Origin of the sequence: Azospirillum sp. A23, from assembly GCF_042938965.1 — a bacterium.
In the GTDB taxonomy this organism is placed as follows: domain Bacteria; phylum Pseudomonadota; class Alphaproteobacteria; order Azospirillales; family Azospirillaceae; genus Azospirillum; species Azospirillum melinis.
In genome coordinates, this window is the sequence record NZ_CP170667.1 from 971,544 (window position 1) to 995,613 (window position 24,070).

The 24,070-nt window shown below is 67.8% G+C and carries 20 protein-coding genes and 1 pseudogene; 16 read left to right on the forward strand and 5 right to left on the reverse strand.

The window, feature by feature from the left end:
• Positions 1 to 117: 117 nt before the first annotated feature.
• The 5 genes from betB to ABNQ40_RS22020 all read left to right on the forward strand — a co-directional run bounded on the left by betB (position 118) and on the right by ABNQ40_RS22020 (position 5,772).
• Entirely contained in the window at positions 118 to 1,587 is a 1,470-nt protein-coding gene (betB, locus tag ABNQ40_RS22000) for a betaine-aldehyde dehydrogenase (RefSeq protein ID WP_109047821.1), read from the forward strand.
• 96 nt (positions 1,588 to 1,683) lie between these two features.
• Positions 1,684 to 3,408, forward strand: coding sequence for a choline dehydrogenase (gene betA, locus ABNQ40_RS22005; protein ID WP_109047822.1), 1,725 nt, complete (start codon positions 1,684 to 1,686; stop codon positions 3,406 to 3,408).
• A 59-nt stretch (positions 3,409 to 3,467) separates the two neighbouring features.
• Positions 3,468 to 4,460 (forward strand): choline ABC transporter substrate-binding protein, encoded by a 993-nt coding sequence (locus tag ABNQ40_RS22010; protein ID WP_391348893.1) that lies wholly within the window; start codon positions 3,468 to 3,470, stop codon positions 4,458 to 4,460.
• A gap of 220 nt (positions 4,461 to 4,680) precedes the next feature.
• Positions 4,681 to 5,103, forward strand: a complete 423-nt coding sequence (gene ndk, locus ABNQ40_RS22015) for a nucleoside-diphosphate kinase (protein WP_012974418.1) — start codon at positions 4,681 to 4,683, stop codon at positions 5,101 to 5,103.
• Between the two features lie 156 nt (positions 5,104 to 5,259).
• Positions 5,260 to 5,772 (forward strand): hypothetical protein, encoded by a 513-nt coding sequence (locus ABNQ40_RS22020; protein WP_109048496.1) that lies wholly within the window; start codon positions 5,260 to 5,262, stop codon positions 5,770 to 5,772.
• A 9-nt stretch (positions 5,773 to 5,781) separates the two neighbouring features.
• Here the strand turns inward: ABNQ40_RS22020 and ABNQ40_RS22025 are convergent, their stop codons facing one another.
• A complete protein-coding gene (locus ABNQ40_RS22025) occupies positions 5,782 to 6,084 on the reverse strand; it encodes a cupin domain-containing protein (RefSeq protein ID WP_199235255.1) in 303 nt (100 codons plus the stop codon).
• A 283-nt stretch (positions 6,085 to 6,367) separates the two neighbouring features.
• Between ABNQ40_RS22025 and ABNQ40_RS22030 the strand changes: the two genes are divergently transcribed.
• Together ABNQ40_RS22030 and ABNQ40_RS22035 are read left to right on the forward strand one after the other, a co-directional pair.
• Complete coding sequence (locus tag ABNQ40_RS22030) at positions 6,368 to 8,947, forward strand: response regulator (protein ID WP_109048497.1); 2,580 nt, start codon at positions 6,368 to 6,370, stop codon at positions 8,945 to 8,947.
• Positions 8,948 to 8,955: 8 nt separating this feature from the next.
• Positions 8,956 to 10,842, forward strand: a complete 1,887-nt coding sequence (locus ABNQ40_RS22035; RefSeq protein ID WP_109048498.1) for a response regulator — start codon at positions 8,956 to 8,958, stop codon at positions 10,840 to 10,842.
• A gap of 116 nt (positions 10,843 to 10,958) precedes the next feature.
• Here ABNQ40_RS22035 and ABNQ40_RS22040 read toward each other — a convergent pair whose 3' ends face one another.
• On the reverse strand, positions 10,959 to 11,366 hold the full coding sequence (locus ABNQ40_RS22040; protein ID WP_109490776.1) for an RcnB family protein: 408 nt from the start codon (positions 11,364 to 11,366) through the stop codon (positions 10,959 to 10,961).
• A gap of 183 nt (positions 11,367 to 11,549) precedes the next feature.
• Here ABNQ40_RS22040 and ABNQ40_RS22045 point away from each other — a divergent pair, with 183 nt between their 5' ends.
• Positions 11,550 to 11,732 carry a hypothetical protein gene (locus ABNQ40_RS22045; protein ID WP_109048499.1) on the forward strand — a complete coding sequence of 61 codons (183 nt, stop codon included), beginning with the start codon at positions 11,550 to 11,552 and terminating at the stop codon, positions 11,730 to 11,732.
• A 60-nt stretch (positions 11,733 to 11,792) separates the two neighbouring features.
• Here ABNQ40_RS22045 and ABNQ40_RS22050 read toward each other — a convergent pair whose 3' ends face one another.
• Both ABNQ40_RS22050 and ABNQ40_RS22055 read right to left on the reverse strand, forming a co-directional pair.
• Positions 11,793 to 11,978: a hypothetical protein gene (locus tag ABNQ40_RS22050; protein WP_146255415.1), complete on the reverse strand. Its 186-nt coding sequence runs from the start codon at positions 11,976 to 11,978 to the stop codon at positions 11,793 to 11,795.
• Between the two features lie 379 nt (positions 11,979 to 12,357).
• Positions 12,358 to 12,789: an ATP-binding protein gene (locus ABNQ40_RS22055; protein WP_158285541.1), complete on the reverse strand. Its 432-nt coding sequence runs from the start codon at positions 12,787 to 12,789 to the stop codon at positions 12,358 to 12,360.
• Between the two features lie 260 nt (positions 12,790 to 13,049).
• Between ABNQ40_RS22055 and ABNQ40_RS22060 the strand changes: the two genes are divergently transcribed.
• The 8 genes from ABNQ40_RS22060 (at position 13,050) to ABNQ40_RS22095 (ending at position 23,172) form a co-directional block, all read left to right on the forward strand.
• Positions 13,050 to 13,835, forward strand: a complete 786-nt coding sequence (locus tag ABNQ40_RS22060; RefSeq protein WP_247879629.1) for a tetratricopeptide repeat protein — start codon at positions 13,050 to 13,052, stop codon at positions 13,833 to 13,835.
• A 242-nt stretch (positions 13,836 to 14,077) separates the two neighbouring features.
• Positions 14,078 to 15,118 (forward strand): ABC transporter substrate-binding protein, encoded by a 1,041-nt coding sequence (locus tag ABNQ40_RS22065; protein WP_247879630.1) that lies wholly within the window; start codon positions 14,078 to 14,080, stop codon positions 15,116 to 15,118.
• A 147-nt stretch (positions 15,119 to 15,265) separates the two neighbouring features.
• Positions 15,266 to 15,604 (forward strand): STAS domain-containing protein, encoded by a 339-nt coding sequence (locus ABNQ40_RS22070; RefSeq protein ID WP_109048502.1) that lies wholly within the window; start codon positions 15,266 to 15,268, stop codon positions 15,602 to 15,604.
• A gap of 71 nt (positions 15,605 to 15,675) precedes the next feature.
• Positions 15,676 to 16,077 carry a response regulator gene (locus ABNQ40_RS22075; protein ID WP_098739611.1) on the forward strand — a complete coding sequence of 134 codons (402 nt, stop codon included), beginning with the start codon at positions 15,676 to 15,678 and terminating at the stop codon, positions 16,075 to 16,077.
• A gap of 266 nt (positions 16,078 to 16,343) precedes the next feature.
• On the forward strand, positions 16,344 to 17,825 hold the full coding sequence (locus tag ABNQ40_RS22080; protein ID WP_109048503.1) for a BON domain-containing protein: 1,482 nt from the start codon (positions 16,344 to 16,346) through the stop codon (positions 17,823 to 17,825).
• A gap of 242 nt (positions 17,826 to 18,067) precedes the next feature.
• A complete protein-coding gene (locus tag ABNQ40_RS22085) occupies positions 18,068 to 18,676 on the forward strand; it encodes a TetR/AcrR family transcriptional regulator (protein ID WP_098739613.1) in 609 nt (202 codons plus the stop codon).
• A gap of 42 nt (positions 18,677 to 18,718) precedes the next feature.
• Positions 18,719 to 20,056 (forward strand): efflux RND transporter periplasmic adaptor subunit, encoded by a 1,338-nt coding sequence (locus ABNQ40_RS22090; RefSeq protein WP_109048504.1) that lies wholly within the window; start codon positions 18,719 to 18,721, stop codon positions 20,054 to 20,056.
• Complete coding sequence (locus tag ABNQ40_RS22095) at positions 20,053 to 23,172, forward strand: efflux RND transporter permease subunit (RefSeq protein WP_109048505.1); 3,120 nt, start codon at positions 20,053 to 20,055, stop codon at positions 23,170 to 23,172. The genes ABNQ40_RS22090 and ABNQ40_RS22095 overlap by 4 nt, the downstream gene beginning before the upstream one ends.
• Positions 23,173 to 23,325: 153 nt before the next feature.
• On the opposite strand, the pseudogene ABNQ40_RS22100 reads toward ABNQ40_RS22095, so the two are convergent.
• Positions 23,326 to 24,044, reverse strand: a pseudogene (locus tag ABNQ40_RS22100) (IS5 family transposase); the annotation flags it as partial.
• Positions 24,045 to 24,070 lie beyond the last annotated feature (26 nt).

The following is a 24,070-nucleotide window of genomic DNA, read 5'->3' on the forward strand; positions in this document are numbered from 1 at the left end:
AATCGCCACCCGTTCTTTTTTAATTGAACGTTCAATCAATAAAAACCACGCTGACTCCGGCAATCGAATTGCTGCGATTCACTGGACCCTCTGGACCTCGGATCAGGGAGACGCGACATGACGCGGTTCGGACGTCTGGCCCATTACATCCACGGCCGTCCCGTCGAAGACGAGGGGGCGGAGCGTTTCGCCACCGTCGATCCGGCGACCGGGGAGGTGTTGGCCGAGGTTGCGCAAGCGACATCCGCGGAGGTCGACCGCGCCGTCGACAGCGCCAGCGCCGGACAGGCGGTGTGGGGGGCGATGACGGCGATGGAGCGCGCACGGGTGCTGCGCCGGGCGGTATCCCTGCTGCGCGAGCGCAACGACGCGCTGGCGGAAATCGAAACGCTCGACACCGGCAAGCCGCTGAGCGAGACGCGCGCGGTCGACATCGTCACCGGCGCAGACGTGCTGGAATATTACGCCGGCCTCGCCCCGGCGCTGGAAGGGCGGCAGATCCCGTTGCGCCCGACCTCCTTCGTCTACACCCGGCGCGAGCCGCTGGGCGTGGTCGCCGGGATCGGCGCCTGGAACTACCCGATCCAGATCGCGCTGTGGAAATCGGCCCCGGCGCTGGCCGCCGGCAACGCCATGATCTTCAAGCCGAGCGAGGTGACGCCGCTGACCGCCCTGCATCTGGCGGCGATCTACAGCGAGGCCGGGCTGCCCGACGGCGTGTTCAACGTCGTCCAGGGCGATGGCCGGGTCGGCGCCCTGCTGGCCGCCCATCCCGGCATCGAGAAGCTGTCCTTCACCGGCGGGGTGGAGACCGGCAAGCGGGTGATGGCCGCGGCCGGCGGATCGACCCTGAAGGAGGTGACGATGGAGCTTGGCGGCAAATCGCCGCTGATCGTCTTCGCCGACGCCGACCTCGACCGCGCCGCCGACATCGCCATGATGGCGAACTTCTACAGCTCCGGTCAGGTCTGCACCAACGGCACCCGCGTGTTCGTCCAGCGCAGCGTCGCGGCGGCGTTCGAGGAGCGGCTGATGGTCCGGGTGCGCCGCATCCGCATGGGCGATCCGCTGGATCCCGACACCAATTTCGGCCCGCTCGCCAGCTTCCCCCACCGCGACAAGGTGCTGCGCTACATCGAGGCCGGCAAGGCGGAGGGCGCGCGGCTGCTGGCCGGGGGCGGGGTTCCGGAAGGCGCCGCCTTCGCGCGCGGCGCCTATGTGGCGCCCACCGTCTTCACCGACTGCCACGACGGCATGACCATCGTGCGCGAGGAGATTTTCGGTCCGGTCCTGTCGATCCTGATCTTCGACGAGGAGGAAGAGGTCGTCGCGCGCGCCAACGCCACCAGCTACGGCCTCGCCGCCGGGCTGGTCACCAGCGATCTGGCCCGCGCCCACCGGGTGATCCACCGGCTGGAGGCCGGAATCTGCTGGATCAACGCCTGGGGCGAATCGCCGCCGGAGATGCCGGTCGGCGGCTATAAGCAGTCGGGCATCGGCCGCGAGAACGGCGCCGAGACGCTCGACCATTACACCCACATCAAATCGGTCCAGGTCGAGTTGGGATCCTACTCGTCGGTGTTCTGAGACCGTCTTTCAGGGAAGCCCGCTTTTTTAAAGAAGGGGTGTTCGATGTCGAACCAACCGACCTCCGGGGCCGCTGCGCCGGAGAACGGCGCCGCTATGCCCGCCGCCACATCCTCCTTCGCCCCCGCGGTGCGCGAGTATGACTACATCGTCGTCGGCGCCGGGTCGGCGGGCAACGTCCTCGCCTGCCGCCTGACCGAGGACGCCGGCGTCAGCGTCCTGCTGCTGGAGGCCGGCGGACCCGACCACCGGCTGGACTACCGCACCCAGATGCCGGCGGCGCTGGCCTTCCCGCTCCAGGGCCGCCGCTACAACTGGGCTTACGAGACCGAACCCGAGCCGCACATGGACAACCGTCGGATGGAGTGCGGGCGCGGCAAGGGGCTGGGCGGGTCGTCGCTGATCAACGGCATGTGCTACATCCGCGGCAACGCGCTGGACTATGACGGCTGGGCCGGGCTGCCGGGTCTGGATGACTGGAGCTATCTCGACTGCCTGCCCTATTTCCGCAAGGCGGAGACGCGGGACATCGGCCCCGACGCCTATCACGGCGGTGACGGCCCGCTGTTCGTCACCACCGCCAAGCCCGGCGTCAACCCGCTCTACGAGGCGATGGTGGAGGCGGGGGCGCAGGCCGGCTACGGCCGCACCGCCGACCTGAACGGCTACCGCCAGGAGGGCTTCGGTCCGATGGACCGCACGGTGACGGCGCAGGGGCGGCGGTGCAGCACGGCCCGCGGCTATCTCGACCGGGCGCGGGAGCGGCCGGGGCTGACCATCGTCACTCATGCGCTGACCGACCGCATCCTGTTCGACGGACGGCGTGCCGTCGGCGTCGCCTATCTGCGCAACGGCACGCCGGTGACGGCGCGGGCGCGGCGGGAGGTGCTGCTGTGCGCCGGGGCCATCGCCTCGCCGGCGATCCTGCAACGGTCGGGGGTGGGGCCGTCGCCGCTGCTGCGCGAGTTGGGGGTGGAGACGGTGATCGACCTGCCGGGCGTCGGCGGCGATCTCCAGGACCATCTGGAGATGTATATCCAGTATCACTGCCGTCAGCCGGTGTCGCTCTATCCCGCGCTGAAATGGTGGAACCAGCCGGCCATCGGCGCCGAATGGCTGTTCCTGGGCACCGGCATCGGCGCCAGCAACCAGTTCGAGGCCGGCGGCTTCATCCGCACCGGCGACGACGTGCCCTGGCCCAACATCCAGTACCATTTTCTCCCCGTTGCCATCAGCTACAACGGCACCAACGCGGTGGAGGCGCACGGCTTCCAGGCCCATGTCGGCTCGATGCGCTCGCCCAGCAAGGGGCGCGTCCACGCCCGCTCGCGCGATCCGGGGCAGGCGCCCAGCATCCTGTTCAACTACATGGCCGATCCGCAGGACTGGCGGGAGTTCCGCGCCGGCATCCGCATCACCCGCGACATCATGCGCCAGCGCGCCCTGGCGCCCTATCGCGGCGAGGAGATCAGCCCCGGCGCCGATTGCGTCACCGACGCCGACCTCGACGCCTTCGTCCGTCATCACGCCGAGACCGCCTACCACCCCTGCGGCACCTGCCGGATGGGGACCGACGATGGCGCGGTGGTGGACGGCCAGGGCCGGGTGCATGGGCTGGAGGGGCTACGCGTCATCGACGCCTCGATCATGCCGCGCATCGTCACCGGCAACCTGAACGCGCCCACCATCATGATGGCCGAAAAGCTGGCCGACGCGGTGCGCGGCCGTCCGCCGCTGCCGCGCGCCGACGTGCCCTATTACGTCGCGGATGCCGCCATCAGACAGAAGGAGCCAGTGAAGGACCAGCGGCGGCGGGCCTGAGACCCGCAGCCACAACGACAGAGACGACAACGAAAACCACAAGCAAGGAGAACAGGGACATGGCCAAGACATTCGGTAAATTCTCCGCCGCCAAATTCTCCACCCTGGCCGTCGGCCTGATGCTGGCGGCCGGATCCGCCGCCCTGACAGCGGGGACGGCGAAGGCTGCCGATCCGGCCTCCTGCAAGGCGGTGCGGTTCGGCGACGTGGGGTGGACCGACATCGCGGCGACGACGGCGCTCGCCTCCGTCACGCTGGATGCGCTCGGCTACAAGCCGACCACCAGCGTCTCGTCGGTTCCGGTCGTCTATCTCGGGCTGAAGACCAAGTCGCTGGACGTGTTCCTGGGCAACTGGATGCCCACCATGGAGACCTTCATCAAGCCGGTGCTGGAGGATGGCTCGGTCGAAGTGACGCGCGTCAACCTGGAAGGCGCCAAATACACGCTGGCCGTCCCCACCTATGCCGCCGAGGCCGGGCTGAAGAGCTTCAAGGATCTGGCGAAATACAAGGACAAGCTGGACGGCAAGATCTATGGCATCGAGGCCGGCAACGACGGCAACCTGATCATCGACAAGATGCTGAAGGCCGACGCCTTCGGGTTGGAGGACTTCAAGATGGTGGAGTCCAGCGAGGCCGGCATGCTGGCCGAGGTGAAGCGCGCGGTGCGGGCCAAGAAATGGATCGCCTTCCTCGGTTGGGCGCCGCATCCGATGAACAAGACGATGGACATCACCTATCTGTCCGACGGCGACGACTGGTTCGGCCCGAATTTCGGCGGCGCCACCGTCAGCACCAACGTGCGCAAGGGCTATGCCGCCGAATGTCCGAACATCGGCAAGTTCCTGTCCAATCTGGTCTTCACCGTGGACATGGAAAACTCGGTGATGGACGGCATCATGAATGGCGGCCGCAAGCCCGAAGCGGTGGCGGCCGACTGGCTGAAGAAGAATCCCGCCGTCCTGAAGACCTGGCTGTCCGGCGTCACCACGCTGGACGGCAAGGACGGTCTGGCCGCCGCCCAGGCCAAGCTGGGCGCCGCCAAATCCTGACCTGACGCCTGCTTCCCCAAAGCCTCCTCGACTCCGGCCGCGCTGGGATGCCACCGCGGCCGTATTTTTTGCGGAGGGCGGGGAACCCGGCCCCAAACGAACGCCTTGCCGCGCCGTGAAAGCGCCTCTATAAAGCCGCCCATCCGGCGCCCCGGTCATCCGGCGGCGCCTGCGAGTTTTTCAATCGGCGAAAAGCCCCATTCCCGCAGGAGTCACCACCATGGCCGTCGAACGGACCCTCTCGATCATCAAGCCCGATGCCACCCGCCGCAACCTGACCGGCAAGATCAACGCCAAGTTCGAAGACGGCGGCCTGCGCATCGTTGCCCAGAAGCGCGTCCAGCTGTCGAAGGCCCAGGCCGAGCAGTTCTACGGCGTGCACCGCGAGCGTCCGTTCTTCGGCGATCTGGTCTCCTTCATGATCTCCGGCCCGGTGGTCCTGCAGGTTCTGGAAGGCGAGAACGCCATTGCCCGCAACCGCGAGATCATGGGCGCCACCAACCCGGCCAACGCCGCCGAAGGCACCATCCGCAAGGAGTTCGCCGAGTCGATCGAGGCCAACTCGGTCCACGGTTCGGACGCCCCGGAGACCGCCGCCCAGGAGATCGCCTTCTTCTTCGCCGGCATCGAGCTGGTGGGCTGATCTTTCAGGTCTGACCTCCAGTCAGGCCTGGCGAGAGGCCGCTCCCGATAAGGGGGCGGCCTTTTTTGCGTTTTGCGTCAGGCTCTGGCAGTATCGGGAGCCGTGAACCTTTTGCCCCGCAGATGCCGGGGTCGATCCCGACAGGAGTTGCCCGCGATGGAATCCCAATCCGCAAAGCCGATCATCGCGGCGCTGCTGCAACCGCTGCCGGTGCTGACCCAGCCGCAGGCCCGCAACGACCTGTCCGACGAATCCGTGGTGCGGCTGCTGGTCCGCCAGTTCATCGACCTCAGCCTGGACGCCTTCAATCAGGTTCTCCAGGGCAATCTCGACCAGGACGAGGCGGTCGACGGCATCAACCGTCAGGCCATCGCGCTGAATTCCGTCTTCCTCGGCACCAGCGGCTTCGAGACCGTCATCACCCACCCCTGGAATTCGCCGGACCAGCTCGGCGCCTTCCTGAAGGACGTGGTTGCGCTGGAGTATCCGGAAGACGACTGCGTCCGCGCCATGCTGATCCATCTGGCGACCCAGCTGATGCACGCGCTCCGCCTGCCAGACGAGGAGCGCAACGAGGAGGTCGAGGCGCTGACCCTCGACGCTGCCGACCTGCTGCTGGGCCGCGCTCCGGAAGACGACGACGAGATCGACATCGATATCGGCGTCTGACCTTACTTCTCACCCCGCCGGGTTCAAGTTCACCTCGATCAGAACGGTATCCTCGACGAAATCGGCGCTGTGCCAGGCGCCGGGGTCGAAACGGATGACCATGCCCGGCCGCAGATCCACCGGCCCCGCTTCGCAGGTCAGCAGGGCGCGGCCTTCCACGACGATGACGAACTGTTCGTGCGGGTGGTCGTGGCGTGGGGCGGACGTGCCGGCCTTGATGACGATGTGCTTCAGCGATGCGCCGGTGCCGGGAAGGCTGCGGCGCTCCACCCCTTCGGCGATCTGAGCCGGCAGATTGCTCCACGTAATCACGTCTGCTTTTGGTGGAGCCTCGGGAGTGGCCCCAGGAGTCATGGGCGGCATGGCATGGTCCTTTCGAAACCGGCCGGCTTTGGAATGGCAACCGGTTTTTACGTGTTCCGCGGCCTTCCGGATCTCCTCCCCATCGCCCCTACCGCTTCTGGCTGTCGCGGCTGTGCGAAAGCTTAGCAACTAAACCTGCTGTTAACGCCTGACAGCCTAAGACGGGACGATCCGGTGATGATGTCACCGGACAACAACTCTTCCGGCACCCTTTCGGACAGACGGAGGCCCCGTGGACGTTGCAGGCACCGACCGACCGCATCCCACCGGGGGTGCCGCCAGACCGGTGTCCGGTCCGTCGGGTCTTTCCGCCTCGTTTCCCGGCCTGCTGGCCGGGCTGACCGGCATCGGCACCCTGGCGGCGCTCTCTGCAAGCGGGCAGGTCGGTTGGCCGGTCGCCGGCGCGCTGGTGGCCGCCGGCGGTCTGGCCCTGTGGAGCGCCCGGCGCGCCGGGGCCGCCGCCACTGCTCTGGCCCGTTCCGACGCCGCTCTGCGCCGGGCGATGGACGAGCTGGAGGGGCTGCGCGACCGCTCCCGCGACTTCGCCGCCGTGACGCCCGGCTGGTTCTGGGAAACCGGGTCGGACCACCGCTATCTCTCGCTGTCGGGCGGGCTTACCACGCTGCTCGGCTGCGATCCGCGGACGGTGTTCGGCGATTCCCTTCTCGACCTCGGGGTGCTGGTCGCCGACGAGGCGACCTGGGCGGAATACCGTGCCGACATCGAGGCCGGTCGGGCCTTCCGCGACCTGGAGCTGAGCTTCGAGGGGGTGGACGGGCGCGACCTCGTGCTGCGGCTCAGCGCCGTGCCGGTGCGCGGCGCCGACGGGCGGTTCCGCGGCTATCGCGGCTGCGGCACCGATGCCACCACCGAGACGCTGGCGCTGGTTGAGGCGCGCTTCATGCAGGCGGTGGTGCATGACGCCATCGACAGCGTGTCGGAAGGATTCGTGCTGTTCAGCGCCGACGGCCGGCTGCTGATCTGCAACGAGCAGTATCGCCGCGCCTATCCCACCATCGCCGACATGCTGACCCCCGGCCGCAGCTTCGCCGAGATCCTGCGCGCCGCCGCCGAGCGCGGCGGGTACGAGGGGGAGGGCGACATCGGCGCCTGGGTGGAGCAGCGGCTGACCCGCCATCTCCAGCACTCCACCCCGGTCGACGGCCGGCTGTCCGACGGGCGCTGGTACCGCATCAGCGAGCATGCCACCGGCACCGGCGGCGTGGTGAAGATCCTGATGGACATCACCGAGCTGAAAACGCGGGAAGAGCAACTGGCCGGCCAGACCGCCCGGCTGGAGCAGACCGTCGGCGCCCTGCGGGAAAGCGAGTTACGCTACCGCCAGCTCGTCGAACTGGCCCCCTACGGCATCGTCATCTGGGATCGCGCCGCCATCCGCTTCGCCAACGGGGCCGCCGCGACGATCCTCGGCGTCGCCGCCGATGCGCTGGAAGGCCAACTGCTTGCCGGATTTCTGGCGGAGGGCGAGGCGCTGGCCGCGACGCTCGCCGCCGCTGCCGAGGGGGAGGAGCGCCGCTTGGAATGCGACGCCCTGCGCCCGACCGGCGAGCGCCGCCGGCTGGAGGTCGCGGCCAGTCAGGCCGTCTATGGCGGTGGGTCGGCAGTGCTGCTGGTGCTGAACGACATCACCGACCGCCGCCGGGTGGAGGGCGAGCTTCAGCGCGCCCAGAAGATGGAGGCGGTGGGCCGCATGGCCGGCGGCATCGCCCATGAATTCAACAACATGCTGACCGCCATCGGCGGCTTCGCCCGGCTGGCGGAGCGCAATCCGGCCGATCCAGACCGGGTGCTGACCTGCGTGCAGGAGATCGCCAAGGCGTCCGAACGGGCAGCGGCGCTGACCGCCCAGCTCTTGGACTTCTCACACCGCCGGGTGACCGACGAGCGCGAGGTGGTCGCCGTCGCCCCGCTGGTGCGCGACCTGCGCGTCTTCCTGAAACCCCTGCTCAGCGCCGGTATCGATGTGGCGATCCTGGCCGATGACGAAAGCGCGCATGCGCTGGTCAACCCGGTGACGCTGAACCAGGCTCTGCTGAACCTCGCGCTGAACGGGCGCGATGCCATGCCCCATGGCGGCACCCTGACCATCGCCCTGGCGGTGGAGACGCCGGACGACGCCTTCTTCGCCCGTCACCGCGGCCTGAAGCCTGGTCGCTATGTCGCGATCCGCGTCAGCGACCGGGGGCCGGGCGTGCCGGTGGAGATCCGCGACCGCGTCTGGGAGCCCTTCTTCACCACCAAGGAGCCGGGGAAGGGCACCGGGCTCGGCCTGTGGATGGTCTATGGCACGGCGCAGCAGTCAGGCGGCGCGGTGGAACTGGAGGGTGAGGAGGGGCAGGGTGCCACCTTCGCGCTCTATCTGCCCGCCGTCGAGCCGCCGGCATCCCCGGTTGGACTCGACCCCCTGCAGGTCGCGGAGGGGGAGGGGGCTGTCATCCTGTTGGTCGATGACGAGGATTCGGTGCGCCGTTACCTCCGCCTCGTGCTGGAGGAGGCCGGCTGCACGGTGGTGGAGGCGTCCGACGGGCAGGAGGCGCTGACCCGGTACGACGAGGCCGGCGGCCTGTTCGACGCGGTGGTCAGCGACGTGTCGATGCCGCGGATGAACGGGCTGGAACTGGCCCGCGAACTGGAGAGCCGCAACCAGCTTCTGCCCATCCTGTTCCTGACCGGCTATGCCTCGCGCGAGACGGCGGCCGGGCTGACGGCGCAGGAGGGGCGGCAGATCGTGATGAAGCCGGTGGCGCCCGAGCGGCTGCTCAGCGCGCTTCGCGACCTGCTGGCCCTGTGAGGGTGGCGATGGAGGAGTCCCGTCACGACGCCCCCGCCGCGGAACCGACCCTGGACGAGGCGGAGGGTTCCGCCCCCGCCGCCTGTCGCGAGCCTGCCGACTTCTACACCCCGGCCGGCCGGGACGGGGTCGGCCGCTTCTGCCGCCGCTTCCTCGACGAGAACGCGCTGACCGCGACGGAGCTGCTGCACCACCCGCGCCATCAGACCGGGCTGTCCAACACCGCCACCTTCGTCGCCATCCTGACCCAAGCCGAACGGGTGATGGACCGTAAGGGCGGCATGACGCCGCTGGTCAACGAGATCGCCCGGCTGACGCGTGAGCGGGTGAAGGAGCACCCGCCGCCCGACTTCCTGTCCGCCGACTATCCCGGCACGGCGGCGGAGCTGTTGTCCGTCGGCGGTTTTCTCGGCCGTTTCCTTCTCGACGCCGCCGTCACCCAGCACATCGCCGTCTGCCGCAGCTTCGCCGAAAAGGCTGAGGCGCTGCTGAACCTCGCCGAAACCACCGAGCATCCCGACGCGCTGACGCCGGTGGAGCGGCTGCTGGGAGAGATCCTGCTGAGCGACGCCGGCACCGCGTCCTGCGCGCGGGATGCCCCCTTCACCACCCTGATCGACATGATCGTGACGCTGATCGCCACCGACCGGCCGATGGCGGACGATGCCCCATCGGTGTTCCGCCGGTTGGACGTGTTGATGCGCCGGGTGCCGATGCCGGGTTTGCGGGACGCGCTGGCCGCCGCCTTCCGCCGCGAGATGGCCAAGCCGGCCTGCTTCACCATCGCCAGTGCCGGCGACATGTTCGGCATCGAGGCGGTGCAGCGCGAGATTCTGGCGCTGAGCGACCTGTCCGCCCGCCTGCGCGACCGCGAGGGCGCCTATGTCGGCGGTGCGCGGACGGAAGCGGCTCTGCAACGCCGCACCGCCCTGCTGGTCAACGAGGATACGGTCCCGGAGATCACCCGTGGCCGCAACTTTGTGCAGAAGCTGCGCATCCTGTTCGTGCTCCAGAAGATGCCGCTGTCGCCCACCGCGGCCAAGGCGGTGGCCGATTACCTGAAGAGCTTCTTCGATAGCCGCGACTTCGCCGGTCGGCTGCTGGACTGCTGGAAGGACCGGAACGAGAAGCTGAAGGGGTTGGCAGAGGTTCAGCGCCTTGTGCTGTCCAGCGCCTTCCCCGACGAGGAGCGCGAGTATCTCGGCAGCCAGCTCGACGACATCCAGAACGCCTTCCTGCGCACCCAGCGCGTGCTGACTCCCTTGATCCAGGCCAAGGACGATCCGCCGGCCGACACCGTGCTCGACATCGTCCGGCTGGCGGGGGAGGGGGCCTTCTGCACCGGCAAGAGCCGGCTGGCGGTGGCCCGCGTGCTCTACCGCCACTGCCACCGGCCGCGCTTCGTCCGCCATGTGCTGCTGAACGCGCCGGGGCCGAAGGAACGGCTGGCGCGTGCCAACTGGCTGCGGCAGGCGCTGGGCATGGTCGGCGTGCCCTTCATCGACCTGTCCTCCCACCGCGTCCTGGTGGTGGATGACGAGGCCGGGCCGCGCGCCTTCGTCACCTCCGTCCTCCAGGAACTGGGCATCGGCCACATCGTCACCGCCGCCGACGGCCAGGAGGCGCTGGAGCGCTTCCTGGCCGACGGTGTGGCCTATGACCTGATCGTCTGCGACTGGATGATGCCGCGGCTGAGCGGCCTCGACCTGCTGAAGCAGGTGCGCGAGACCCGCAGCGACCTGCCTTTCCTGATGGTCACGGCGCTGGCAACGCTGGATGCGGTGAAGAAGGCGCTGGCCCATCAGGTCAGCGGCTACATCGCCAAGCCCTTCACACCCGACCAGTTGGAGGAGAAGATCTTCCTGGTCCTGGCGCAGAAGGGTTTTGGCGATTAGATCGGATCGCGTAAAATCGGAATCGATTTGAAGCGTGAATCCGATCGTCAAACATAAAGCTATAGCTCCGTGCGTTTCATATTTAACGCACGGAGCTATAGGGGCGGGAACTCCGGTCAGCGGAACAGGCCGGGCATGATCTCCACGATGATGCCGGTGGTGGAAACGACCAGAACGGCGTCATGGTTGACGCGGACCCAGCGATGGCCCCGCGGCGGGCGGTGCAGGTGATAGGCAGCGGGGTGTGCGATCACGTGACGGGGCGCGCGCCACTCCTGCGGCAGACGCTCGCCGGCCCGCCAGCCATACGCCTTCGGCGGACCGGGACGGTGGACCGGCTGACGGCCAGGGTGCTCGTACCGCTGGCCATGTTCGTACCCGCGGGGCGGCTGCGGCTGCGGGTACTGGTGGCCGGCCGGACGGTCGTCCGGGCCCGGCTGCCATCCCTGGGCCATTGCTGGCGTTCCGGTCGCCGCGGTTACGGCGAGGATAGCGGCGGCCACGGCGAGCAGGGTCTTTTTCATGCTGTCCATCCTATCGCGTCCGGCGCTCCCCGGTCCTGCCGGGGGCGTCCATGGCGATCAGGATGGCGGCCTATCGTTGCCGGCCTGTGTCCGGCGGTCATGGATTCGGTAACAGAGTGTATCCGGGACGAATGTCGGCAGCCGCCTGTTGTGATGGAATCATCCGACGGAAGGAGCGATTCCATGGCAGACCACAAACCCGACAGCGGCAAGATCCTGTCCAACGAGCCCGACCGCGACATCGCCGACCCGCTTGAGGCGGCCAGGGAGGTGTCCGATACCGGCAAGCCGATCACCCCCGACACCGAATCGGCAAAGCACATCGACCGCCCGGCGGAGAAGGGCAAGGCCGGGAAAACGAGCTGAGGGAATGAGTTGGCGGAGCGGAGACGGCTCCCTCTCCCATCCCGGGAGAGGGGGCTTCCGTTACCGCAGTTCCAGCCCCGCCTGCTTGAAGGCGCGGGTGAGCGCGTCGACGATGGCCGGGTCGACTTCACCCGTGCCGTAATCGAGGTTCATCACGGCGTACCACGGAACGCCAGCCTTGTTCGCCAGCATCCGTGTCGACCAGCCAAGGCGCAGCCGTGCCTCTTGGCACTGCGTCCCTGTCATGATGCGTCGACTCCACACGTTAGCGTCCGCCTTCCATGCTCCTGCCCCGGTCTGCATCGGCTTACCCGAACGGCCGATCCCGGCCGCAACCTGGGGCTATCCACAATAGTGCAAGAATTTGACCCCCTTGTCATGTGTCGGTTTGTTGCAGAGCGAAACGCTCTGCTTTGCCGGATTGTCATGGACGGCAACTCGCGGGCATTTGATGAAAAGCATGTAAGGTTCGCCGATCCATCTATATGACCCTGTCAATATTGGGGACTTGGCGTTCACGACGTCGCATGGATCGGAGTTCGAGACGGACAAGGCTTCCATGAAGATTTTTTGAAGCGGGATTGTTCGGAGGCTGACCTTCGCAGTTGCGCTCCGCCGCCGACGGTCAGCCGATGCGCTTGGCGAGCAGGGTCAGGTTACGGCCGCCTTCGCGCCGGTGGCTGGCGCGGTCCATCATTTTGCCGACCAGAAAGATGCCCAGCCCGCCAACCCGCCGGCTCTCCAGATCGCCGCCGAGGTCGGGCGACGAGGCCTCGGCGAAGGGGTCGAAGGCGTCGGCATCGTCCTCCACCTCCGCCCGCAGCTCCTGCCCATCGGTTTCCAGCCGCACCCGGATGCCATGCCCGTCGGCACCGCCGTAGCCATGGGAGACGATGTTGGTGACGAGTTCATCGAGGCAGAGTGTGAAGCGGAAGGCAAGGTCCGGGGGCAACTGGTTGCTCGCGATGAAGTCCTCGACCGCGGCGGCCAGCCGGCCGAGCTCCGACAGCTCGCTGCGCAAGACCACCTCCAGGCGGTTCGCCGCTTTTCCGTCCATCCGCGTTCGCCTCCCGGTCCCACTTTTTCCCCTATGCCTCCGGGTATCACGGGGGCGCGAAGGGATGGTCATTCTTAACCGATAGCGTCGGCGTGACAATTCCTCGACCGCCGGCTGGGGAGGTTGAATGGGCGGCGGCAGGGGGACAGACTCGGGTGAAGGGGTTCGGCCACAACGCTGCGGCGACCGGAATAAAGCCGGTTCGCGCGGTGTTGGTGGAACGGAACCCCGGGGGGACAATCGACGAAGGTGCCGGCGCCATGTCCATGCTTGCCAAGCCCATGCTTGCCACGCCCACGCTCTGGACCCGGATGAAGGCCGAACTGGGCGACAGCGACGCGCAATACCGGCTGGCGGAGGCCGTGCGGACGGCCGATGTCGCCGCTTCTGTTTCCTGGTACCGCCGCGCCGCCCGCCAGGGCCATGTCGCGGCGCAGACCATGCTGGCCTTCCTGCTCGCCAATGGCATCGGCGTGCCGCCCGACCCGCGCCGGGCGGTGTCCTGGTATCGCCGCGCCGCCGCCAAGGGCGACGTCGGTGCGCAGAACAATCTGGGCTACATGCACGAACATGGCGCCGGCGTAGCCTGCGATCCGGCCAAGGCGGCGCTGTGGTACCGGCTTGCCGCGCTCCAGCACTCCGCCCCCGCCCAGGTCAACCTCGCCCTGCTGCTGCTCGACGGCCGCGGGGTCGACCGTGACGAAACCGAAGCGGTGCGCTGGCTGCGTGCCGCTGCCGAACAGGGGCACCCTGCCGCGCAATATCGCCTTGGCCTGTGCCTGCGCGAGGGAGTTGGCGCCGCCCGGGATCCGGCCGAAGCCGCCCTTTGGCTTCAGGCGGCGGCAGCGGCCGGCGACCGCGACGCGCTGGTGGCGCTGGCCGAACTGCGGCAAACTGTCATCCCCGACCTGCGCCCGGACCTGTCCGAGGACTGGCCGGCCGCCGCGGAGGATGAGGACGACGCGGCGCCATGGCGGCCGGAGCAGCGCCGCATGCAGGAAATCCCCATGCAGAGCGCCCATGCCGGCGCAATGCCTCCCGGCTGAGGCCGCCCGGAGGGCCGCTGGCCCGTTATATTAGTACAAGCTGGAAAACCGCTTGCAAGCTCCGGCGGAATCGCGGTTCATCTGATGGGTGGTGCCCTGCGAAGGCACACCCGGCGGATGACGGTGGAGCTTTGGGCGGCCCGTGATTGATGCATCGGCGTTTCATGACGGCGGCGTGCCATGAGGCTGGGCGGCGCGCTCGGCCCAGCCGCGCCCGCGGTCCGGCCGCAGGAGGCATGACCATGATGCGCTTCGGAGACGAATCTCGTGTCATCCGCCGCCGCTCTCTCCTGGGCCTTGCCGCCGGCGGTCTGATGCTGCCGGTCTTTCCCCTTGCGGCGGGGGTGCCGGACAGAACCTTCCGCATCACCATGGTTCTTGGCCGGGGCGAGAGCGACAACGAACACGGCTTCAAGGATTATCTGGCCCGCTACGGACTGAAGGTCGATTACATCATCCGCGACACCGGCGGCGATCCCGCCCGGCTGCCGGCCATCGTGGAGGAGATCAAGGACACCCGCCCCGATCTGGTCTACAGCTTCGGCACGCCGCAGACCCGCGGCATCGTCGGTCCCTTCGATGATGCCGATCCGCGCCGCCACGTCACCGATATTCCGGTGGTCTTCACCTTCGTCGCCGCACCGGTGGACGCGAAGATCGTGCCCGACCTCGGCCGGCCGGGGCGCAACGTCACCGGCACCATCCACGTCGCGCCCATCGCGGTGCAATTGAACACCATTCAGGCCTATCGCCCGATCAGGCGGCTGGGCATCGTCTACAACCCTCAGGAACGCAATTCCCTCCTCACCATCGAGGGGCTGCGGGCGGAGATGGCGTTGCGCGGGCTGGAGCTGGTGGAGGAGCCGGTGCCGCTGAAAGACCGTGGCCAGCCGGTCGCCGCCGCCGTTCCCGATGCGCTGGCCCGGGTGGCGGCCCGCGGGGCGGAGGTGCTGTACATCGGTCCCGACACCTTCATCGCCTTCCACACCCGCTCAATCGTCGCGGCGGAGGCGCTGCGCCTGCGGTTGCCGACCTTCTCGGCGACCGAACTGATCGTGCGCACCGACAAGGCGATGCTGGCGCTGGCCAGCAGTGCCTACGGCATCGGCCGCCTCACCGCCTTCAAGGCGGCGCAGATTCTGATCGACCGGACCGATCCGGCGGACATTCCGGTGGAAACGCTGAAGCGCTTCTCCGTCATCATCAACATGGCCACCGTGCGGCTTCTCGAATACTACCCGCCCATCGGCCTGCTGAACTTCGCCGAAATCATCGAGTCATGAGCGTCCCGCCTCCCGCAGCCCCGCCGCGCTGTGCGGGCGGCAGCGGGCGGCGCGATGAGCGCGATTTCCGCCGCACTGCGAAGGCATCGTCGGCACTCCGCCGACATGCTATAACCGGGGTCTGGAAGGATGTGGCGGGAGCCGGGTATGCACATTGCCGAGCGAACAGAGAATGGCGTCACGGTGCTGCACCCGGTCGGACGCATCGACAGCGGCAGCACAGGCGAATTCGAACGCGTTCTGATGTCCGCCATCGGCGATGAGGGCACGCGGATCGTTGTCGATATGGCCCAGCTTGCCTACATCAGTTCGGCCGGGCTTCGGTCCCTGCTGGTCGCCGCCAAGGCGGCCCGGGCAAAGCGCGGTTCGATCGTCCTGTCCGCGATGGCGCCGAATATCCGCGAGATGTTCGATGTCAGCGGATTTTCGTCCCTGTTCCAGATCCATGCCGACGCGGCTGCGGCCGTCGCGGCAATGGGTGGGTGAGGGGCACGCTTAGACTTCCGCCGGCCGCGGCCGGCTTTTCGATAAGGCGGTTCCCAAAAGGAGCCGGGTGCATGATGGGAAGTGCCAATCGCCCCAACATCCTGGTCGTCGAGGATTCGCCGGCCGTGCGGCTGTCCGTCGCCGGATATCTCGAGGGGCGCGGTTTCGACGTGACGGAGGCGGAGAACGGACGGGCGGCCATCCGCGCCCTCGACCGCCGCAGTTTCGACCTGATCGTCACCGACGTGCTGATGCCGGAGGTGGACGGGATCGAACTGATCAAGGCCGCCCGCAGCACCCAGCCGGATGTGAAGATCCTCGCCATGTCCGGCGGCGCGCCCAACATGCCGGCCGGCTATCTGCTGAAGATGACCCGCATGTTCAATGCGGATGAGATCATCTACAAACCGTTCCTCAACGAGGAGTTGGGCGCTGCGGTTGCCCGTCTGCTCGACCAGTCGCTGCCAAATTAAGCAGATTGAAGTCTCTGCCCAATAAAATGGCGCAAAAGAAAACGGCTTCGGTGCATGAAGCGCCGAAGCCGTAAGTGATGCGTGGAACCAACCGCGGTGCCCTTCGCAAACCCCGTGCCAGAACTCTCGGTTTTCCCTGTCACCGGCCGCTGAATTTCCGGAACGCCGTTCGACCGCCCCTGTTGATCGGGACAGACGGGCGTGGCGACGCCATGCGTGGTGCCGCCCGCCCATTCAAGAATCCTGAAAAGAGGGAGCCGACCACGATGGCGCAGTACGAGAATCGGTGGCGAGGCGAGGGCCGCGACTGGCGCGACGAGGACCGTGAACCCAACCGGCACCGCGATTGGGGCGAGGGGCCCAGCCGCACCGGCGTCTACGGCCAGGACCGGAGCCGTGAACAGGGAGGGGACTGGAGCCGGTCCCAGAGCGGGGACGACAGCCGCCAGCACGAGAGCATGTATCGCACCCAGGCCCACCGCCATCAGGACGAGCAGGGCCGAGACTATCGCGACGCCGGCTATGGCGGGCAAGTCGGCAATGAATCGGGCGGTTACGGCCGCGATTCCCACCATGACGACAACCGCCGCGACAATTCCCGCGAGATGGAGCGGGTCTATGATCGCAACTTCGGCGGCGGGCGCGACATGAGCCGCGGCGGCTACGGTGCCGGCTATGGCGGCCGGTCGGGTTCCAGCGGCTATGGCGGTTATGCCGGGGCCGGCAATGCCGGAACCGAAGGCAACTACACCAGCCGCGATGTCGGCAGCGCCGATTACCGTGACCGCGATTATGGCGTCCGCCCCTATGGCGAGCGGAATTACGGCGAGCGCAGCCCCGGAAGCAGCGACGACCGCAACCGCGCTTACGGGTCCCGCGCTTACGGTCCCCAATCCAGCGGTTATGGCGGCGGTTACGAATCCGGCCGCGACCGTGGCGATTGGAACCGTGGCGACTGGAGCCGGCGCGATCTCGGCGGCAGTTCCTCCACCGGCCATGGTGCAGGTTATGGCCGAGACGATTACCGCAACCGCTCCTGGGGCGAGGACCGCGGGGCCATGTACCGCAGCCAGGAAGGCCGTGGCTATGGCGAGAACCGCGGCCGGGGCGAACAGCGCGGCTTCTGGGAACAGGCCGGCGACGAAATCGCCTCCTGGTTCGGCGACGACGATGCGGAGCGCCGCCGTCACGAAGACCAGACGCGCGCCTCCCAGCATCGCGGCCGTGGTCCGCGCGGCTACAGCCGTTCCGACGAGCGTGTGCGTGAGGATGTCAGCGACCGGCTGACCGACGACGCCTACATCGACGCTTCCGACATCGAGGTGGCGGTCAGCGGCGGCGAGGTGACGCTGACCGGCATGGTTCCCGACCGCAACACCAAGCGCCGGGCCGAGGATGTCGCCGAGTCCGTCTCCGGCGTGTCGCATGTGCAGAACAACCTGCGCGTCCGTGCGCAGACCGGAACTCAGGGCGGCTCGAACTGGGGCAGTTCGACGGGCGCCGGCGCCTCGGCGATGGCGAGTGCGGGCACCGGCTCGACCCCCGGCGGCACCTCCTCGTCGATGAGCGGGACAACAGGCGGCCTCCAGGGGGCCGACACCACCAGCGCAGGCACTGCCGCCGGCCTCGGCGTCGGCACCAGCGGCGGCCCGGCCGGAGCATCGGCGGGCACCGGTTCGATGGCCGGTTCGACCACCGGCGTGACCGGCACGACCGGCATCGGCCGCTCCACCACCACGCGGAGCTGACGTCCCGCGTCACCGCCTTAGATTGAATGGGCGCGAGCCCGGCCTCCCAGGTAATTCCCCCCCCTGGGCAGGTCGGGCTTCGCGCCTTTTTACGTTCTAAGGACCGCAAATCCGCCCGATCCGGTCATGGAAAGGAAACAGTTCCCCCACATGACGCCGAATTCATTTTTATTGGAAACAGGTTCCTTGACACTCTAAGGATCTCGACTATCGTCAGTTTTTGAAACCCGTGAGTTCCATTCATGCCTCTTGATGCGGAAGAGATACCCGACTGGCGCGCTCGGCGGCGCGAGGTGATCCTCAACGCTGCGGCGGAGCTTTTCGCCGGCCGCGATTACGCCTCGGTCCAGGTGGAAGAGGTGGCGAAACGGGCCGGCGTAGGCAAGGCCACGCTCTATCGCTACTTCCCCTCCAAGGAAGAGCTGTATCTGGAATCGCTGGAACGCGCGCTGGGCGGGCTGGAGCACAAGCTGAACGCCGAACTGGCGCCGCAGCAGGTGCCGGCATCCGTCCGGCTGTCCGCCATGGTCTCGGCCCTGGTCGACACCTTGAGCGAGCAGTTGCAGACGCTGAAGCTCCTGGGTGGCGACCAGTCCGATCTGGCCGACCGCACCCGCCGCATCCTGCGCCGCCGCAGCCAGCGCACCGCCACCGCGTTGCAGCAGGTGCTGGCCGACGGCATGGCGTCCGGCGAGTTCCGCAAGATCGACCTGGAGGTCGTGCCGCTGCTTATCATCGGCATGGTCCGCGGCGGCATCATGCAGCTGGGCGAACGCCCGCGCGAGGCGCTGGAGCGCTCCGTCATCGACATTCTGATGTCCGGCATCACCAATCTGCCCCCCTTTATCTAAGCCTGTGCCGGTCCCTGGCTCCGGCGTTTGGAGTCCAATCGGATGAGACGGTTTTTCCTGGTCCTGCTGCTGGCCGCTGTGATCGGCGGCGGCGGGTACTATTGGTATGCGACCCACAATGCCGGGGCGGATGGCAAGACGGCGGCGGCGGACGGCCAGAAGTCGCAGTCCAAGGCGGCAGCGCCGGCCGGTGCAGGACGGACGGTTCCCGTGGTGACACAGACGGTGGCGGTACAGGCCGTGCCCGAGCAGATCGTCACCATCGGCAGCGTCCAGCCCATCGCCGCCATCGCCATCAAGGCCCGCGTCGACAGCGCGGTGGAAACGGTCAACTTCACCGAAGGGCAGGAGGTGAAGACCGGCGACACGCTCTTCACCCTCGACAGCCGGTCGCTCGACGCCCAGCTGCGTCAGGCCCAGGCCAATCTGGAGCGCGACCGCGCCAATCTGGAGAAGGCCAAGGGCGACGTGAAGCGCTATGCCGAGCTGGTGCGGACCAGCGCCATCTCCCGCACCACCTATGACGCCGCTGTCGCCACCGCCGACGCGCTGGAGGGCACGGTGAAGGCCGACCTCGCGGCCATCGAGGCGGCGAAGGTCTCGCTCAGCTTCACCCGCATCACCGCTCCGATGGACGGACGCACCGGCACCGTCGCCGCCAAGGTCGGCACCATGGTCCGCGCCGCCGACACCAACCCGCTGGTGACCCTGACCCAGCTGCGCCCGATCAACGTCTCCTTCAACGTCCCGGAAAAGCATCTGCCGGCGATCCGCGCCGCGATGGCCAGCGGCTCGCTTTCCGTGACCGCCACCATCGCCGGCGGGCATGGCCAAAATCCAGGGGGCGATAAGGCGGAGGGCAAGCTGTCCTTCGTCGACAGCCAAGTCGACCAGCAGACCGGCACCATTCTGGTCAAGGGCGAGTTTCCGAACGCCGACACCCGCCTGTGGCCCGGCCAGTTCGTCGACACCGTCCTGACCCTGCGCGTCGAGCAGAACGCGCTGACCATCGCCGACCTTGCCGTGCAGACCGGCCAGAAGGGCCGCTTCGTCTATGTCGTCAAGGCCGACGAGACGGTCGAGGTCCGCCCGGTCACCGTCGAGCGCAGCCATGGCGGCCTCAGCGTCGTCGCCTCCGGCCTGAAGGCGGGCGAGCGGGTGGTGGTCGATGGACAGTCGCGCCTGTTCCCCGGCGCCAAGATCACCGAGAAGGCCGGCGGCAAGCCCGCCGCCCCAACCGGCTCCCCCGGGGGCGGCGAGACCGCCGAGGGTGGGCGCCAGCAGGGCTCCGCCACCCAGGACGCTGCCCGCAGCACGGCAACCAATGGGGCGGCCAGCGGCCAGTCCGCCGAGGGCAAGAGCACCGGGGGTGCCACGTGAACCTCTCCGAACTCTGCATCCGCCGTCCGGTGATGACCATTCTCCTGACGGCGGCCCTGGTGCTGAGCGGTCTGGCGGCCTACCGCCAACTGCCCACCGCGGCGTTGCCGCGGGTCGATTTCCCGGTGGTCAGCGTCACCGCCACCCTGCCGGGCGCCTCGCCGGAGACGATGGCGGCGTCGGTCGCCAGCCCGCTGGAGCGTGAGTTCTCCACCATCGCCGGCATCGACACCATCACGTCGAACAGCACGCTCGGCAACACCAGCATCACCATCCAGTTCGTGCTGGAACGCGACATCGACGCGGCGGCGGCCGACGTGCAGGCGGCCATCGCCCGCACCCAGCGCCGGCTGCCGGCGGAGATGACGACCCCGCCCAGCTACCGCAAGGTCAACCCCGCCGACCAGCCGATCCTGTTCCTGTCGCTGAACTCGCCGACCCTGCCACTGGCGCAGTTGAACGACATCGCCGAGACGCTGATCCAGCCCAAGGTCGCCACCCTGCCGGGCGTCGCCCAGGTGCAGATCTACGGCTCGCAGAAATACGCGGTTCGGGTGCAGGTCAACCCCAACGCGTTGGCGCTGCGCGGCATCGGCATCGACGAGTTGCAGAAGGCGCTGGCCGCCGCCAACGCCAACACGCCGGTCGGCACGCTGACCGGCCAACAGCAGCAGCTGGTCATCGCCGCCAACCCGCAGCTTCCCGACGCCGCCGCCTTCCGCCAGCTGATCGTCGCCTACCGCAACAGCGCGCCCGTCCGCCTGGGCGATGTCGCGCAGGTGCTGGACAGCGTCGAGAACGACCGCACCGCCAGCTGGCTGAACGGCACCCGCAGCATCATGCTGGCGGTCCAGCGCCAGCCCGACGCCAACACCGTCGACGTGGTCGACCGGGTGCGCGAGCTGGTGCCGGTGTTCCAGACCCAGCTTCCCGCCGCCGCCGCCATCCAGGTGGTCAACGACCGCTCCGAATCGATCCGGCAGGCGGTGGAGGACGTGCAGTTCACGCTGGGCCTGACCATCGTGCTGGTCGTCATGGTGATCTTCCTGTTCCTGCGCCGGCTGTCGGCGACGCTGATCCCGGCGCTGGCCGTGCCGATCTCGCTGATCGCGACGGCCGGCGGCATGCATCTGCTGGGCTTCTCCGTCGACAACATCTCGCTGATGGCGCTGACGCTGGCGGTCGGCCTCGTGGTGGACGACGCCATCGTCATGATGGAGAACATCGTCCGCTACGTCGAAGAGGGGATGAAGCCGTTCGAGGCCGCCATCAAGGGCTCGCGCGAGATCGGCTTCACCATCCTGTCGATCACCCTGTCGCTGGTCGCGGTCTTCATCCCGATCCTGCTGATGGGCGGCGTGGTCGGGCGGCTGTTCCACGAATTCGCCCTGGTCGTCACCATGTCCATCGGCGCGTCGGCCTTCGTGTCGCTGACGCTGACGCCTATGATGTGCTCGCGCTTCCTCACCCATGCCCATGACCAGAAAGAGGGCTGGTTCGGCCGCATGCTGGAGGGCGGGTTCTCCACGGTGTTGAACGGCTATGCCCGCACGCTGCGCTGGACGCTTCGCCACCGGCCGCTGATGGGGCTGGTGATGATCGGCACCGTCATCGGCACGGCGCTGCTCTATCAGGCGATCCCCAAGGGTTTCTTCCCGACCGAGGACATCGGCCAGATCCAGGTGACGACCGAGGCGCGGGCCGACATCGCCTTCCCGTCGATGGCGGAGCGGCAGCAGCAGGTCGCCGCCATCATCAAGGCCAATCCGGCGGTGGTCGACGTCATCTCCTCCGTCGGCGTCGGCGGCAGCACCGGCAACCAGGGCCGCATGTTCATCACCCTGAAGCCGCGTGACGAACGTCCGTCGGCGACCGAGGTGATCCAGCAGATTCGCCGGCAGGTCAACGGCATCCCAGGTATGGCCGTCTACATGCAGCCGGTGCAGAACCTGCGCATCGGCGGCCGTGCGTCGAAGAGCCTCTACCAGTACACCATCCAGGGCCTCGACCTCGACGAGCTGTACCAGTGGTCCGGCCGGCTGGAGCAGACGCTGCGCGGCATTCCGATCCTGCAGGACGTGACCAGCGACCTTCAGCTGAACAATCCGCAGGCCTACGTCCACATCGACCGCGAGAAGGCGGCCACGCTGGGCCTTGGTGTCGATCAGGTGCGCTCGACCCTCTACAGCGCCTTCGGCCAGCGTCAGGTCTCGACCATCTACACCCCCAGCAACGACTATCAGGTGCTGATCGAGCTGGAACCGAAATACCAGGGCGACGACAGTTCGCTGTCGCGCATCTATGTCCGCTCCACCACCACCGGCAAGCTGGTTCCGCTCGACGCCTTTGCGCGGGTGGAGCGCACCGCCGGCCCGCTGGCGGTCAACCACCAGGGCCAGCTTCCAGCCGTCACCCTGTCCTTCAACCTGGCGCCCGGCGCCTCGCTGGGGCAGGCGGTCGATCTGATCCGCGCGTCGGAGCGCGAGATGGGCCTGCCGCCCACCATCACCACCGGTTTCGCCGGCACCGCCCAGGTGTTCCAGGATGCCCAGGCCGGTCAGGCGCTGCTGCTTTCCGCGGCGGTGCTGGTGATCTACATCGTGCTGGGCGTGCTGTACGAGAGCTTCATCCACCCGCTGACCATCCTGTCCGGCCTGCCGTCGGCGGCCATCGGCGCGCTGGCCACGCTGATGCTGTTCGACGTCGAACTCAGCGTCATCGCCATCATCGGCATCCTGATGCTGATCGGCATCGTGAAGAAGAACGCGATCATGATGATCGACTTCGCGGTGGACGCCCGGCGCAACGGCATGTCGGCGCGCGACGCCATCGAGCAGGCCTGCCTGCTGCGCTTCCGCCCGATCATCATGACGACGATGGCGGCGATCATGGGCACCCTGCCCATCGCCATCGCCCATGGCGCTGCGGCCGAACTGCGCCAGCCGCTCGGTCTCGCCGTGGTCGGCGGCCTGTGCGTGTCGCAGGTGCTGACGCTCTACATCACGCCGTCGCTCTACCTCTACATGGAGGATTTCGGCCACTTCATGAGCAACCTGTTCCGCAGCCGCAAGGCGGACATCCCCCATGGCCCGATGCCGGCGGGCGGCGACGATTGAGTTCCGAGGAGTTTTCCCTCTCCCGCCCGCCGGGAGAGGGGGCTTCACGCCACGGCCTTAGAGCGCCTAACAGAACCATCTCTGGACGAATCTCCAGCAGATGAGGCTGGCAGCGATGTGGTGGAAGGCGGTGAAGATATCGGCGCGCCGTTCATAGCGGACGGCGATGCGGCGGAAGCGGGCAAACCAGGCGAGCGTCCGCTCGACCACCCATCGGTGTCGGCCAAGGCGCTCACTGCTCTCGATGCCACGCCGGGCGATGCGTGGAATGATCCCCCGCCGGCGTAGCGCCTGCCGGCAGTGGGCGAAGTCGTAGCCCTTGTCGGCGTGCAGTTTGGCTGGTCGGCGCCGTGGCCGGCCCGCACATTGGCGGATTGCCGGCACGGCATCGACCAACGTCTCCAGGAGCTTGCTGTCATGCCGGTTGGCCGGCGAAATTCTCAGGGCGAGGGGGATGCCATTGGCATCGACGAGGATGTGGCGCTTGGAGCCCGGTTTGCCGCGGTCCGTCGGGTTCGGCCCGGTCTCCTCACCCCCCTTTTTGCTGGAACGCTGGCGCTGTCCACCGCCGCGCGATCCCAGTTGATGGCGTTGGCGTAGCCAAGCCGATCGAGCAGCACGCGGTGCAATCGCTCCCAGACGCCGGCTTGCTGCCATTCGTGCAGCCGGCGCCAACAGGTCATGCCCGAACCACACCCCATCTCCACCGGCAGCAGTTCCCAGGGAATGCCCGAGCGCAACACGAACAGGATACCGGTTAGAGCGGCGCGGTTGTCCAGCCGAGGCCGCCCGCCCTTCGGCTTGGGCGGCTCCGGTGGGAGCAACGGTTCAATCAGCGCCCAAAGGGCGTCGGAGACGACAGGGGAAGCCATACACCTCTCAACAGCCCAAACGCCGT

Coding starts and splice junctions, on each gene's coding strand:
- betB (WP_109047821.1), top strand. CDS start 118: ATGACGCGGTTCGGACGTCTGGCCCATTACATCCACGGCCGTCCCGTC.
- betA (WP_109047822.1), top strand. CDS start 1,684: ATGCCCGCCGCCACATCCTCCTTCGCCCCCGCGGTGCGCGAGTATGAC.
- ABNQ40_RS22010 (WP_391348893.1), top strand. CDS start 3,468: ATGGCCAAGACATTCGGTAAATTCTCCGCCGCCAAATTCTCCACCCTG.
- ndk (WP_012974418.1), top strand. CDS start 4,681: ATGGCCGTCGAACGGACCCTCTCGATCATCAAGCCCGATGCCACCCGC.
- ABNQ40_RS22020 (WP_109048496.1), top strand. CDS start 5,260: ATGGAATCCCAATCCGCAAAGCCGATCATCGCGGCGCTGCTGCAACCG.
- ABNQ40_RS22035 (WP_109048498.1), top strand. CDS start 8,956: ATGGAGGAGTCCCGTCACGACGCCCCCGCCGCGGAACCGACCCTGGAC.
- ABNQ40_RS22040 (WP_109490776.1), bottom strand. CDS start 11,366: ATGAAAAAGACCCTGCTCGCCGTGGCCGCCGCTATCCTCGCCGTAACC.
- ABNQ40_RS22045 (WP_109048499.1), top strand. CDS start 11,550: ATGGCAGACCACAAACCCGACAGCGGCAAGATCCTGTCCAACGAGCCC.
- ABNQ40_RS22050 (WP_146255415.1), bottom strand. CDS start 11,978: ATGACAGGGACGCAGTGCCAAGAGGCACGGCTGCGCCTTGGCTGGTCG.
- ABNQ40_RS22055 (WP_158285541.1), bottom strand. CDS start 12,789: ATGGACGGAAAAGCGGCGAACCGCCTGGAGGTGGTCTTGCGCAGCGAG.
- ABNQ40_RS22060 (WP_247879629.1), top strand. CDS start 13,050: ATGTCCATGCTTGCCAAGCCCATGCTTGCCACGCCCACGCTCTGGACC.
- ABNQ40_RS22065 (WP_247879630.1), top strand. CDS start 14,078: ATGATGCGCTTCGGAGACGAATCTCGTGTCATCCGCCGCCGCTCTCTC.
- ABNQ40_RS22070 (WP_109048502.1), top strand. CDS start 15,266: ATGCACATTGCCGAGCGAACAGAGAATGGCGTCACGGTGCTGCACCCG.
- ABNQ40_RS22075 (WP_098739611.1), top strand. CDS start 15,676: ATGATGGGAAGTGCCAATCGCCCCAACATCCTGGTCGTCGAGGATTCG.
- ABNQ40_RS22080 (WP_109048503.1), top strand. CDS start 16,344: ATGGCGCAGTACGAGAATCGGTGGCGAGGCGAGGGCCGCGACTGGCGC.
- ABNQ40_RS22085 (WP_098739613.1), top strand. CDS start 18,068: ATGCCTCTTGATGCGGAAGAGATACCCGACTGGCGCGCTCGGCGGCGC.
- ABNQ40_RS22090 (WP_109048504.1), top strand. CDS start 18,719: ATGAGACGGTTTTTCCTGGTCCTGCTGCTGGCCGCTGTGATCGGCGGC.